We start from the raw sequence: 12,554 nt of genomic DNA, 5'->3' as shown, positions 1-12,554 counted from the left end.
TATGTAGTGGGTAACACTAGGAATTTACAATTAATTAGCACAGAGGTTATGGAAGTGTTAAACAAAAAGAGTTTGTTAAGCAACATTGGCGTGCAAGTCGTCATTGCAATGATCATTGGTACTGCCGTTGGTGCCATGATGGGACACGATGCGGCCATCTTTTCGCCACTGGGTGTCATTTTTATCAACCTAATTAAGATGCTGGTGATCCCACTGGTGGCCGTTGCGCTTATTTCCGGTGCTGCGGGCCTTGGTAATAGCCACGCGGCGGGTAAAGTCGGTTTTGTCACACTCAGCTTTTTTGCGGTCACTTCCGCACTCGCCGTAACGCTGGCACTGGTAATGGGCGAAGTCTTCCAACCGGGTATCGGCGTCGATATTTCGGGCGTTGAAGGTATGTTTTCTGCCGAATACGCAGCAAAAGGTGAACTACCTACTTTTTGGGCAACCATTACGGGTATGATCCCAACCAACGTTTTCCAGTCACTGAATAATGCCAACATTCTACAAATTCTTGTTTTTTGCTTGTTCTTTGGCATTGCCATTTCTAAACAGAGCAAAGAAAAACGTGACCCGATCATCAATGGCGTAAACACTATTGTTGATGCCATGGTGTGGATGATCAACAAAGTGATGATCATCGCGCCTATCGGTGTATTCGGTTTGATGGCTGAAGCCGTCGGCACGTTTGGTTTTGGTGCATTGATGGTGGTATTTAAACTGTTTGTCGTTTATGTCGCGGCCATTTTAATTTTCGGCTTTATTGCTTACCCGCTGATGATTCAGGTCTTAACCAAGACGTCGGCTAAGAAATTTATCCTTGCGATGAAAAAGCCTCAAGCCGTAGCCCTTTCAACCGCTTCATCAATGGCGACACTCCCTGTCACTATGGATACCGTAGAACACGACCTTGGCGTACGCAACTCAACTGCCGCCTTTGTTCTGCCATTAGGTGCCACCATCAACATGTCTGGCAACGCCATCTATTACGGTTTAGTTGCGATTTTCTTCGCCCAGCTATTCAATATTGATCTCTCGATGGGCGCTTACATTGCCATCATCGTAACAGCGACACTGGGCGCCGTCGGTCAAGCAGGTGTTCCTGGTCCTTCTTTCCTTGTAGTGGCCGTTTTGCTAGCGGCTGGAATTCCAATTGAAGGTTTGCCACTACTGTTCGCCCTAGACCGTATCTTCGACATGATCCGTACCGCGCTCAACATCACAGGGGATGCCGCGTGTGCCGTTATTGTTGATGCTTTGATTGAAGAAGAAGCCACTGAGGCCTCATTGAAGCAGCAAAAAGCCTAACTCATCACAGAGCATCATTGATCCAATACAAGCCGCATACTATGCGGCTTTCTTTTTGCATCGCAATTTGCAAAAAAAACAGTTCTCATACTAAAGTTAATCATTAAAGCGCCCTATGACTGACGATAAAGTTGGCATTACGATTGCTATAATAAACGACACCTCTTTCGTGCCACATAGCAGCGGCAAACTTTTGGCGTTAGCACGAATCGACTTGGAGTATGAGTAATGGATATTCATCGTGATACTTATTATGGTTTGATTCACCACGGGATCCGAGAATTGGTTATCGATCGGATTGGCCATTTCAGTGAATTTGAATACCACCAATATCTAGGCTTAATTACTGGCAAAGATTCCTGTTTTTCAATGACAGATGAAGAATTGCAGATAGCTGTCGCCAATTTAAAAAGTGAAGGCTATTTAGAAGATATGAAACGAGCAATACCACAACTTGAAACCAGCGGCTGGGAACGCTGATCCATTTCTAGTTAATTTGTTTCGAATTGTCTCTTTCTATTTAGCTCTGACACGGTTTTGGTTAGACTGTGCGCAACGTTTAAATCGGAAGCATAAATACGAATGAAGCAACTTATTGATTTTATACCACTTATCATCTTTTTTGCCCTTTTCAAGATGTACGACATCTATGTCGCCACAGGGGCACTTATTGTGGCCAGTGCGGTACAGATTGCCCTGACCTACGCGCTGTATAAGAAAGTTGAAAAAATGCAGATCATCACGTTTTTGATGGTGACTATCTTCGGTGGTATGACGATTTTCTTTCACGATGACAATTTCATTAAATGGAAAGTCACCATTGTTTACGTTGTGTTTGCCTTGGGCTTGACCATCAGCCACATCATGGGCAAATCAGCCATTAAAGGAATGCTTGGCAAAGAGCTAACCTTACCTGAACACGTATGGGCAAAAATCAACTGGGCGTGGGTTTTCTTTTTCAGTGTTTGCGCTGTACTAAACATCTACATTGCATATCAACTGCCATTGGATGTTTGGGTCAACTTCAAAGTATTTGGCTTATTAGCCGCAACTTTTGTTTATACCTTATTAACGGGCGTTTTTATCTACAAACACCTGCCAAAAGAGAAGCAAGTTTCCGAGAGCAAACCCTCCTCGCACGAGCACTGATTGCACTAACCTTCTCGCTAGGATTCATTCAGAGGACTCTTTGAGTGCAAAACAGGCTGTCTTTGGTATAATCCGTCCCTATTTTTCAGCGACCACTTTGGTCGCTGTTTTGTTGTTGTGGATGTCGAAAAATGAATCAGGAAAATAGTGCCCCAAGAGGCCAATTATTGCTACGCACCTTAGCCATGCCAGCAGATACTAACGCCAACGGTGACATTTTCGGCGGTTGGATCATGTCTCAACTCGACTTGGCTGGCGCAATTTTAGCCAAAGAGATCTCATTTGGCCGCGTTGTCACTGTGTCTGTTTCTAGCATTACGTTTAAAAAACCCGTCAAGGTAGGTGATGTGGTGTGTTGTTATGGTGAATGCACCAAAATTGGCCGCACTTCAATGTCAGTCAATCTTGAAGTATGGGTAAAACCCATCAAATACGACAGCGTGGGAGATCGTTTCCAAGTATGTGAAGCAACCTTCAATTATGTCGCCATTGATACCGATGGCCGCCCTCGACCGATTAAGCCTAGCAACTGATCACAGAAATTCAGTTTGGTTGCTTTCAATACGCGCCAGTTTCAGTACAGTAAGGCCTCGACTTCATTATCAAACAATAAGGATATCAATATGTGGTACGTTATTTTCTCTCAAGACGTAGAAAACTCGTTGGAAAAACGCATGAGTGTCCGGCCACAACATTTAGAGCGCTTACAAACCTTGCAAGATGAAGGTCGTCTATTAACCGCAGGGCCAATGCCAGCAATTGATTCGGAGAATCCAGCAGAAGCTGGGTTTACGGGGTCAACAGTCATCGCTGAGTTTGATTCTTTAAGACAAGCTCAAGCATGGGCGGATGCCGATCCTTATGTTGCTGCCGGTGTGTATCAACATGTTATCGTTAAACCCTTCAAGAAAGTGTTTTAAGATGAAAGTCATTCTCTGTGCTCTGTTTACAACGCTGGTACTGGTGGGTTGTAGCTCGAATGGTGATCAGCAAAAATATTTGGAAGCCGTAGCCAGTAATCGCGCGAATGTGATTAGCGCTGAGTTACCCTTAGAATTTGGGCCTTTGTCCGTGATGCGTGCCAGTGCTAAAGGCAGTACGGTGGAAATTATGATGATTTACAATGAGGGTCAAAAAGGAGCAAAGCCGATTGATCAAGTGTTGAAAACCAGCATCAATACCTACTGCTCGGATTCAACCACACGCGCTAACCTCGACCTCGGCTTGACTTATCGAATTAAAATGCGCAATACGCGGGGCCAACTTGTTGTGGACCAATTCATTAGTAAAGCAACTTGTTCGGCACAATAGTCCTCCCCTTATTAGTGATGACCACCACTTTATTCGTAAAAAACAGAGGCTTCATTTGAGGCCTCTGTCAAGATTAATGTGGCTTAACTTTGCTGGGGTTTAAGCTCTTTGCGCAGCGCTTTAGCTGCTGACACTAAGTTGGTCAGTGCTGCCTCCACTTCATTCCAATTGCGCGTTTTTAAGCCGCAATCAGGGTTAACCCATAATCTCTCTGCTGGAATTTTTTCCGCCGCTTTACGCAACAAACCTTCAATCCACTCTTGAGAGGGAATGTTTGGCGAGTGTATATCGTACACACCTGGGCCAATTTCATTCGGGTAGTTAAACTCTTCAAACGCTTTGAGCAGTTCCATATTCGAGCGAGAAGTTTCAATCGTAATCACATCGGCATCCAGTGCCGCTACTGAGTCAATGATTTCATTAAATTCGCTGTAACACATGTGAGTGTGGATCTGCGTTTCGGGTTTCGCACTCGCCGCCGCAATTTTAAATGCCTCAACTGCCCACGCCAGATATGCTTGATGGTCACGCTTCTTCAATGGCAATCCTTCACGAATCGCAGGTTCATCAATTTGGATGATGTTAATGCCCGCTTGCTGCAGGTCTGCCACTTCATCACGCAAAGCGAAAGCCAATTGCTGTGTGATGGTTTGACGAGAAATATCTTCACGAGGAAACGTCCAGCATAAAATCGTTACAGGCCCAGTCAACATTCCTTTCATTTGCTTCGCAGTCAATGATTGAGCATAAGTAGACCACTCCACCGTAATCGGTTTTTCACGTTCAATATCGGCCACCACGATAGCCGGTTTTACGCAGCGTGAGCCGTAACTTTGCACCCAGCCAAATTGTGTAGTCTGGAAACCGGCTAAGTTTTCGGCAAAGTACTCCACCATGTCGTTACGCTCAGCTTCACCGTGCACTAACACATCGAGATCAAGTGCCTCTTGACGTTTTACTGCATCGGCAATGTGCCCTTTCAATGCATTGATATAATCAGCGTGTGCCAGTTTGCCTTGACGGTAAGCACTGCGCTGATGGCGGATCTCACTCGTTTGAGGGAATGAGCCTATGGTTGTCGTTGGCAAAAATGGCAACCCTAACACTTCAGCTTGGTGATGAGCGCGCTCTGAATAAGGTGCACTGCGCTCAGAGAGTGCCGCCGTTATGCTGTTGACTCTCGCCTGTACATGCGGTTTATTAACGTGAGTTGCCGTTTTACGTGCAAGTATCGGTTGGCTATAAGTTTCACAGGCCAGAATCGCCGCGTCATCACCGTCCAGTGCCTTACCAAGTAAAGCAACTTCTGTCACTTTTTGTTTGGCAAATGCAAACCAACTTTGTACTTCATCACTGAGCTGCTGCTCAAGATCTAAATCAACTGGGCTATGCAAGAGTGAACACGAACTCGCAATCCACAGACGATCCCCCAGTTGCTGCTTCACTGGCTGTAAACGAGCCAATAACGTCGCAAGATCGGCGCGCCACACATTGCGTCCATTGACCACACCTGCCGAAAGTACCCAATTTTTGGGCAATTTCTCTAGTACCGCGTTCAATTGATCGGCAGAAGCGGAGAGATCGATGTGCAATCCATTTACTGGTAGCTCAATGATTTTATCGAGCGTATCAAGCACCGAATCAAAATAAGTAGTCAGTAACAGTTTTACATCGCCAGCGATCACTTGATAAGCCAACTTAAATGCATCTTGCCACTTTGATTCTAGCTCTAACGCTAAAATAGGCTCATCGATTTGTACCCATTCCACTCCTTGTTTAGCAAGCTTAGCTAAAATTGCTTGATAAGCGGTCAATAAACGAGGCAGTAAGGTCAGGCGATCAAATCCCTCTTCGACCTCTTTACCCAAGTAGAGGTAGCTCAGCGGGCCAAGCAGTACAGGCTTAACTTGGTGGCCTGCTTTCGACGCTTCATTGACTTCCTCAAACAGTTGAGGCCAGCTGACTTCGAACGTATCGTCTTGGCTGAACTCCGGCACAAGGTAGTGATAATTGGTATTAAACCATTTAGTCATATCAGAAGCGGCACTTCCGCTACAGCCGCAACCCGCTTGTGATTGACCGCGTCCAACGCGAAAGAGTGTATCTAAATCAGGAAAGCCGTTTTTATGACGTTTAGGAACGTGTCCAAGGAGCAATGTAGTTGTGAGTACGTGATCATACCAAGCGAAATCGCCTACGGTTGAAAAACTCAGACCCGCTTGTTGCTGCTCAGCCCAGTTTTTCTGACGAATGTCATGCCCTACTTGCAGTAACTGCGCTTGATCGCTTTCGCCACGCCAATATTTTTCTAACGCAAATTTCAGTTCGCGTTTTTCACCAATACGTGGATAACCTAAGATGTGAGTCGTCGTTGTCATGTCCCTAGTCCTTTTGCTGTTGATCGTATCTGATTCTTTATCGCATGAGATAAAGATGTCTGGATGGCTAGAATATCCATCTAAACTGACCCACAGACAAGGTGCAATTATTCAACTTGTTTATTAAAAAAATTCATGTTGATTGCAGAGAGCTTTAATTGACATCAAGACAAATAGACGTCCAGATGTTTACAGCTCCATATTAAAAGCGTAACTTAGCTCAGAACAGCAGAATGGTCACCGTGTTGATGCAACCCACGATATGGTATCAACCACCGTTCTCTCAAAGGGATGAAGGAAAATAATGGCAATGATTGAACTTAAGCATCTGAAGACTTTAGTTTCTTTAAGGGACAGCGGCTCACTCACCTCAACAGCTACCGCGCTCCATTTGACGCAATCGGCCCTTTCACATCAGATTAAAGATCTCGAAACACGCATTGGCGGGCCACTGTTTTTACGTAAAACTCGCCCAGTGAAATTTACCTCAGAAGGAGAGATCCTACTGAAACTGGCTGACGAGATCCTGCCAAAGCTGGCCAGAGCTGAAAATGACTTGGCCAGTTTGAAAGAAGATGTCAATGGGCGCTTACACATGGCGATTGAATGCCACTCTTGCTTTCAATGGTTGATGCCAGCGCTGCGCGAATATCAGCTTGCTTGGCCAAGTGTGACGTTAGATTTTTCGTCCGGCTTTGGCTTTGAACCTTTACCCGCATTGCTGGCTGGCGAACTTGATTTGGTCATCACTTCCGATATTTTGCCTCGCTCAGAGGTACATTACGAACCACTCTTTGATTTTGAAATGCGCCTTATCACCTCTACAACTCACCCACTTGCAGGAAAATCGGTGATTGAACCAGAGGATCTCGCCTCACAAACGATGCTCACTTACCCCGTACAAAAGCAGCGTTTGGATGTGGTGAAACACTTTCTACAACCTGCTAGTGTTGAACCCGCGAAGTGGAAACAAGCCGACAACACTTTGATGCTAGTACAAATGGTCTCTGCTGGATTAGGTGTGGCAGCACTGCCCAATTGGGCCATCAGCGAGTTCTCTAGGCAGGGGCTTATCACCAGCAAGCCACTAGGGAAAGGTTTATGGCGTCGACTATTTGCCGCAACACGCCACAGCGAAAAAGATCGCCACTATTTACAAGCTTTTTTTGCCACCGCGCGCCAACAATGCAAAAGCCACCTTGACGGGATCAAGATGGCTTAAACTATTCGTCGTGTCGACATGGCTATTTGAATGACAGTGCGGTTGGTTAACTGTCACTGCACGCTGCTTAGCACTAGCGTTGGTTCGCTTTAAATTGGTTGGTCAGTGGGTCGTATTGGTAACCTAAAACATCCAGCTTACCGACTACATTTTCTCTATCCATTTCATACATACTGGCAAGTTCTTCGAAGCTGTCACACTCTAAGCGTAGCTTCTCATTGACGATGCCAAGTAATATATTGCTATCAAAACGGCTGACGTTACTCAAATCCATGGCTCACTCCTATAGCAAAGAGACCACTAAAGACTAGCGGTAAAATTCGCACTAAAGAGTGACCCAGGTCTAGAGATTAACTAAACCTTGAAAACAAATACTGGCTGCCAACATCAATAACAAGGCTGCCGTTAATTGAATTTTCTCAGCGCTTTTGGCAAACAGGATATGCCAGCACCACACGATAATACCTGCAATCATGAAACCGAATGTCGTTAGTAACGGCAATGTTGCTTGAGCCAACGTTTCATCATCTAACCCGTACGCGTGCGGCACAACGCATAAAGCGATCCCCATCGAGCAGAGAATGCCCACAACGGGTAGAACTCGATGGAAAGCTTGTAAACGCGAGCGCGCTATCGTTAGTAGAAGGTGCGCGAAAATCGCGCCCAACAAACCAACCAACAGCAACATGGCGATAGAAGCTGACCAATGACTCTGCTCTGATATCTGAATCGCGACATAAGCTAAGGCAAGGCCGTTCGCCAAATACAGTGCCCATAACGGGCCTTCATCTCGAGTTTTCTTGGTTTGAACTTGTGAATAGAAATAGAAGATGGAAAAGACGACCAAAAAGGCTTCAATTTTTAGTGAAGCCACTGCCAACCAAAGCACACCAATGGCTGGCAAGACGCGATGAATACGGCCACGTTGTCCAGGACAAATATCCCCTTTGACCAGCACTAACGTCAGTAAGATTTGCGCACCGAGCAGCATGGGTGAAAAAACAGAAAGTAAGGTTTGAATCATAATCTAAACATCATCTGGAAACATCTGGGCGCGATAATAGCAAAGAGTAAGCGCGGATGCCCAGAGAAGGTTACTGACTTTCGGCCAAATACCTCAGCACGTCCGCTTGAGTCAATAAGCCTTTATAACGAGTGTTATCGACCAGTACCCATGGAAAATCATGTCCTTTTTCGATCAAATTCACTACTTGGTTTAGCTCGGTGTACGCGTCAAGCTGAGTGAAATGAAATTTCATGATCTGACTCACGGGCTTACGCCATACGGCCGCTTCACGCGTGGTTTCAAGATCGGTTCCCATGTTCGGCGTCAGATATAAATTGAGTGAGGCCACATCGACGATGCCGACACACTCTCCTTGATTTACGACTGGCAGCACATCAACTTTAGTCGATTTAATATACTGATAAGCAAGAGAGATTGGCTCACTGGGATCCAAATGTGGTTTCCCCTCTTTGAACAGATTGAGCAAACAGTTGGGCTTTCGCTCTTGTTCCACTTTAGCGCCTGAATACGCAAAACGGTTACGATACTCCTTGGCCCGAACCAGTTCCTTAAGCGGTAGTGGTTTTGAAAAAATATAGCCTTGTATGTAGTCAATACCCAATGATTTAAGCACCCAAACCTCATGCTCTGTTTCCACCCCTTCAGCAACCACTTTCACGCCGAGTGTGTGCGACAGCTCAGTGATCATTTTAACAATGCTGTACTTATTGCTGTTGACCTGAATGTCTGTGACAAACTCGCGATCTATTTTTAAATAATCAAAATTGCAATCACTGAGGTAGGTAAAAGAGGAATAACCCGTACCAAAATCATCAATCGCAACCGTTACGCCACGCGATCGAAGAGCATTGAGGGCATCAACCTGATGAGATTGACTATCAAAATAGGCGCTTTCGGTTAGCTCAATGGTGACTGATTGAGGCGTATCCGTGTAGCGATCAATGATCTCCATGGTATTGGTTAAAATCTGCGTCGCATCCATTTTGGTATTGAAAGAGCGGTTGATCGTTACCCCAACACCTTGGCCAAACAAGGTTTTTATCTTTGGTAAATCTTGCAAAGACAAGATACTGACACAACGATCAAGCTCGGCAATCAAATCCAGATCTTCCGCGATACCAATCATTTCTTGCGTGGTAAAAGGTAAATCGGGCACAGGCTTAAAACGGCATAACGCTTCGAATTTCGCAATGTTCCATGTTTTAGTATCGACAATTGGTTGGTAGTGTATCTCCAAGTCTTTCTGCGCAATCGCTTTAGCGACTCTGTCTTCCAAGTTTTTTCTACGTTTCACTTGTTGATGTATTTCACTGTGATAGAAACTGATGTTACGAGCTTCCCCTGCATGTTGTTCAAGCATTGCTTGCATCGCATGCGTCACCATTCGAGCTGGCGTTTTGGCATCGAACCCTAAAACAGACACACCAATTCGGCCATTAATAATCGCGGTATGTGAGCTGGATTCGTTCTTTAACTCTTTCATAAAGCGACGGATCGCATGCTGGATGAGACGAAAATCTGTGTTTTTTTGGCACTCTAAACAACTCAAACTCACTAAATAAATATCTTTTCCCACATAGCCCACCAACTTAGCTTCTTTACAGCGCGCCAAAAAACTGGAAAGCATTAAAGTTTCTACATGGTGTCGCTCTGATTCAAACGCAGGTTGAAAAGCCAAAACAATTTGTGTTTGGCCTTTGGGGTACTCCATGCAATATGTTTCGAGCAAGGCTTTAAACTTTTGTTCGGTAGGCAGTTGCGTCAAAAGATCGATATCCCCAAGTGCCGTATCGGCTACGCGGTGAAGATTATCGGCTAAATCAAGCGTCATCCCTACAAAGAACACTCGGCCATCTTGCAGTACGATTTTTTGAATAGTTAATTCTTGTGGTGCAACCAGCCCAGATGCCCGACGATTGAGAATAACACCGCTCCAATAATCTTTGGTATTGATGTCATGCCACATCGATTGGTAAAACTCTTTGGAATGCTTGCCTGCATTAAATAGGTTGGCTTTTAATCCAAGTAGCTCATTTTGTTTGAAACCTGAATGCTGCTCAAAATAGTGGTTACAAGCCAAAACCCGCGTTTGATCGTCGGTTAGGATCAAACCATGATGTGTATTATCAAACACTCCTTCAAAAAGCTTGGCCACCTCTTGCAATGATTCCAGTTTGAGCAGCGGTCGAATCGTACCTTGCAACTGCGTGAGAGAGGTACGCTCGATAAAAATCTCCACATAAGTTAACGCCTGATCCGAAATAATAAGGTTGCAATTTAAGGCATGGCTTTTGCCACTTTCAATCACATACTTGAAGCAGCGCTTCATCTCTGCAGCTTTGCTCGGCGTCATATAACGCAATAATTCTTGAATATTGGCTATCGAAACACGGGAATGAAGTAACGCATTCGCCGCTTTCAGATCACAAATAAATTCGGAAGTCGTTAGGTTAAACGACCAATCAATCGCATCATATCGAGCCACTGGCGGTTCTCGAAGGTCTGCCTTTTCTCGTAGCTCTTGAGACTTCACCTGTGCCATATAGACTCCAACTCATTCAAATGATTTACCATTAATGGCCACAGCATAGAGCAAAACTTAATCACAAGCCGTGAGTTAGCACTAATGATGTAAATGCAGTTGCTTATTTATTATTTTAGGCCAGACAAGCCATATAAAAAAACGCCGAACATCAATACACCTCAAAAGGAGTAGCCTAGAACTATCGTAATCGAAAGAAAACAATGGATACAAAATGACCAATTGGTTCATTTTGTAAGCTACTGAAATACATTAACTTGCCTTATCTGATTAATATATATTGTCGATATGATAATTATCATTGATTGACGAGATTCATCAGCCCCTATATGGTACCGTTCCCACACCCAAGAGGTGCTGGAAAAACTAATCCGAGGTACTAATGAACAACCCCCTTTTTTCAGTCGCGCTAGGAGCGCTTCTGTTTACATCTTTTGAGTTCAGTGCTTCTGGAACGGAATCTGGAATATCAACTAGAATCATCAATGGAACCCCTGCTGACGCGGGTAACTTTCCCTTTATGGTTGCCTTACACTATTCAACTCTTAAAAGCTCTTTTTGTGGTGGCAGCTACTTGGGTGATAAGTATGTACTTACCGCCGCTCACTGCGTAGCAGGAAAAAACCCGCTCAATGCTGAGGATATTGAAGTGACGGTTGGAGCGTATGACTTACGTACTAATGCTGGTCGCCGGGTAAAAGTCAAACAAATCTATTATCATGAAGCTTATGATGATGAAACTCATGCTGACTATAACGAAAGATCCAACGACATCGCCATTCTTGAATTAGAAAACTCATTACCAATACAAGCAGTCACTCGCCCTAATACTGGTGCACTTGATACGCTAGCCGCTGGCACGGCTTTAGAGATAATTGGCTTTGGGGCAACGAGTTACAGCCAACTGTTGAATAAATCGAGCAATCCTTCTCAAATCTTGCGTAAAGCCGAAATATCGTTAATTGGTACTGCACAGTGCAGAACTTTGGGTGGCGGCTATTTAGATATACAAAATGATGCTTTTTGTGCGAGCAGTTACCCGCAAGATACCTGCCAAGGTGATAGCGGTGGCCCCGTTTTTATCAATGACGGCGGTAATTTTATTCAATATGGTGTCGTTAGTTGGGGGCGTGGTTGCGGCTTACAAGACGCGGCTGGCGTTTATGCCAAAGTCGACCATTTTAATGATTGGCTGACTCAAAGAACATCAAAGGTTTCTTTCCGACAATCTCAACACAAAAACGAGATTAAATATGGGCTTCATACCCATCGCTTTAATTTTGTAAACGGCTCTGATGAGATTATTACCGCAAACAACGTCACACTGTCTCCAGCTTCTGCAAATATCACAGCCGAAAACTGTTCACAAGGCTTGGCTCCGAGTAGCCAATGTTATGTTGATGTTTCTTATACCATTGATTCAATGACACCTGCTGATGTGCGCTTAGAGATTGACACTAACAGCCCACTAAATTTAGGAACCGTCACCTCATCACTAAAGCTCAATACGGTTCTACAACCTGCTGCAAAATCACTAGAGGGGTTAATTACCATACCCAATAGCAGTATTAGTGTGAATGTAAACCCTTGGCTAGAAGAAGGTGGTTGGCTACGTTC

The 12,554-nt window shown here is 44.7% G+C and carries 12 protein-coding genes; 8 read left to right on the top strand and 4 right to left on the bottom strand.

Translation table 11 applies throughout. The features are described from left to right. The first annotated feature begins 48 nt into the window (after positions 1 to 48). The 6 genes from B9J84_RS09540 to B9J84_RS09515 all read left to right on the top strand — a co-directional run bounded on the left by B9J84_RS09540 (position 49) and on the right by B9J84_RS09515 (position 3,768). A complete protein-coding gene (locus B9J84_RS09540) occupies positions 49 to 1,308 on the top strand; it encodes a dicarboxylate/amino acid:cation symporter (protein ID WP_161437593.1) in 1,260 nt (419 codons plus the stop codon). 228 nt (positions 1,309 to 1,536) lie between these two features. Next, positions 1,537 to 1,788 (top strand): hypothetical protein, encoded by a 252-nt coding sequence (locus tag B9J84_RS09535; RefSeq protein ID WP_017044617.1) that lies wholly within the window; start codon positions 1,537 to 1,539, stop codon positions 1,786 to 1,788. Between the two features lie 102 nt (positions 1,789 to 1,890). After that, complete coding sequence (locus tag B9J84_RS09530; RefSeq protein WP_017042013.1) at positions 1,891 to 2,457, top strand: septation protein A; 567 nt, start codon at positions 1,891 to 1,893, stop codon at positions 2,455 to 2,457. A gap of 131 nt (positions 2,458 to 2,588) precedes the next feature. Continuing rightward, positions 2,589 to 2,990: an acyl-CoA thioester hydrolase YciA gene (gene yciA, locus B9J84_RS09525; protein ID WP_013857152.1), complete on the top strand. Its 402-nt coding sequence runs from the start codon at positions 2,589 to 2,591 to the stop codon at positions 2,988 to 2,990. Between the two features lie 90 nt (positions 2,991 to 3,080). Then, the gene (locus tag B9J84_RS09520; protein ID WP_013857153.1) at positions 3,081 to 3,377 is read left to right on the top strand and encodes a YciI family protein; all 297 of its coding nucleotides are present in this window, start codon (positions 3,081 to 3,083) and stop codon (positions 3,375 to 3,377) included. A 1-nt stretch (position 3,378) separates the two neighbouring features. Beyond that, complete coding sequence (locus B9J84_RS09515) at positions 3,379 to 3,768, top strand: GspS/AspS pilotin family protein (RefSeq protein ID WP_017047758.1); 390 nt, start codon at positions 3,379 to 3,381, stop codon at positions 3,766 to 3,768. Between the two features lie 83 nt (positions 3,769 to 3,851). On the opposite strand, the gene metE is transcribed toward B9J84_RS09515, so the two are convergent. Next, positions 3,852 to 6,146, bottom strand: a complete 2,295-nt coding sequence (gene metE, locus B9J84_RS09510) for a 5-methyltetrahydropteroyltriglutamate--homocysteine S-methyltransferase (RefSeq protein ID WP_094124022.1) — start codon at positions 6,144 to 6,146, stop codon at positions 3,852 to 3,854. 310 nt (positions 6,147 to 6,456) lie between these two features. Here metE and metR point away from each other — a divergent pair, with 310 nt between their 5' ends. Then, on the top strand, positions 6,457 to 7,368 hold the full coding sequence (gene metR, locus B9J84_RS09505) for an HTH-type transcriptional regulator MetR (protein ID WP_038148387.1): 912 nt from the start codon (positions 6,457 to 6,459) through the stop codon (positions 7,366 to 7,368). Between the two features lie 73 nt (positions 7,369 to 7,441). Here the strand turns inward: metR and B9J84_RS09500 are convergent, their stop codons facing one another. From B9J84_RS09500 to B9J84_RS09490, 3 genes are all read right to left on the bottom strand, one after another. Beyond that, positions 7,442 to 7,642: a DUF4250 domain-containing protein gene (locus B9J84_RS09500; RefSeq protein WP_010316942.1), complete on the bottom strand. Its 201-nt coding sequence runs from the start codon at positions 7,640 to 7,642 to the stop codon at positions 7,442 to 7,444. 69 nt (positions 7,643 to 7,711) lie between these two features. Continuing rightward, positions 7,712 to 8,392 (bottom strand): hypothetical protein, encoded by a 681-nt coding sequence (locus B9J84_RS09495; protein WP_094124021.1) that lies wholly within the window; start codon positions 8,390 to 8,392, stop codon positions 7,712 to 7,714. Positions 8,393 to 8,462: 70 nt separating this feature from the next. After that, positions 8,463 to 10,937, bottom strand: coding sequence for an EAL domain-containing protein (locus B9J84_RS09490; protein ID WP_094124020.1), 2,475 nt, complete (start codon positions 10,935 to 10,937; stop codon positions 8,463 to 8,465). Between the two features lie 520 nt (positions 10,938 to 11,457). Here B9J84_RS09490 and B9J84_RS09485 point away from each other — a divergent pair. Continuing rightward, a partial coding sequence (locus B9J84_RS09485; RefSeq protein ID WP_094124019.1) for a trypsin-like serine protease occupies positions 11,458 to 12,554 on the top strand: 1,097 nt, incomplete at its 3' end.

This window comes from Vibrio sp. V03_P4A6T147 (assembly GCF_002241085.1).
GTDB classification, from domain to species: Bacteria; Pseudomonadota; Gammaproteobacteria; order Enterobacterales; family Vibrionaceae; genus Vibrio; species Vibrio anguillarum.
The sequence above is the reverse complement of the archived record's forward strand: the minus strand, read 5'-3'. Positions and strand labels throughout refer to the sequence as shown.

Excerpts from the sequence above, each read along its gene's own strand:
- metE (WP_094124022.1), bottom strand. The coding sequence starts at position 6,146 with ATGACAACGACGACTCACATCTTAGGTTATCCACGTATTGGTGAAAAA.
- B9J84_RS09515 (WP_017047758.1), top strand. The coding sequence starts at position 3,379 with ATGAAAGTCATTCTCTGTGCTCTGTTTACAACGCTGGTACTGGTGGGT.
- metR (WP_038148387.1), top strand. The coding sequence starts at position 6,457 with ATGATTGAACTTAAGCATCTGAAGACTTTAGTTTCTTTAAGGGACAGC.
- B9J84_RS09540 (WP_161437593.1), top strand. The coding sequence starts at position 49 with ATGGAAGTGTTAAACAAAAAGAGTTTGTTAAGCAACATTGGCGTGCAA.
- B9J84_RS09495 (WP_094124021.1), bottom strand. The coding sequence starts at position 8,392 with ATGATTCAAACCTTACTTTCTGTTTTTTCACCCATGCTGCTCGGTGCG.
- B9J84_RS09490 (WP_094124020.1), bottom strand. The coding sequence starts at position 10,937 with ATGGCACAGGTGAAGTCTCAAGAGCTACGAGAAAAGGCAGACCTTCGA.
- B9J84_RS09530 (WP_017042013.1), top strand. The coding sequence starts at position 1,891 with ATGAAGCAACTTATTGATTTTATACCACTTATCATCTTTTTTGCCCTT.
- B9J84_RS09520 (WP_013857153.1), top strand. The coding sequence starts at position 3,081 with ATGTGGTACGTTATTTTCTCTCAAGACGTAGAAAACTCGTTGGAAAAA.
- yciA (WP_013857152.1), top strand. The coding sequence starts at position 2,589 with ATGAATCAGGAAAATAGTGCCCCAAGAGGCCAATTATTGCTACGCACC.
- B9J84_RS09500 (WP_010316942.1), bottom strand. The coding sequence starts at position 7,642 with ATGGATTTGAGTAACGTCAGCCGTTTTGATAGCAATATATTACTTGGC.
- B9J84_RS09535 (WP_017044617.1), top strand. The coding sequence starts at position 1,537 with ATGGATATTCATCGTGATACTTATTATGGTTTGATTCACCACGGGATC.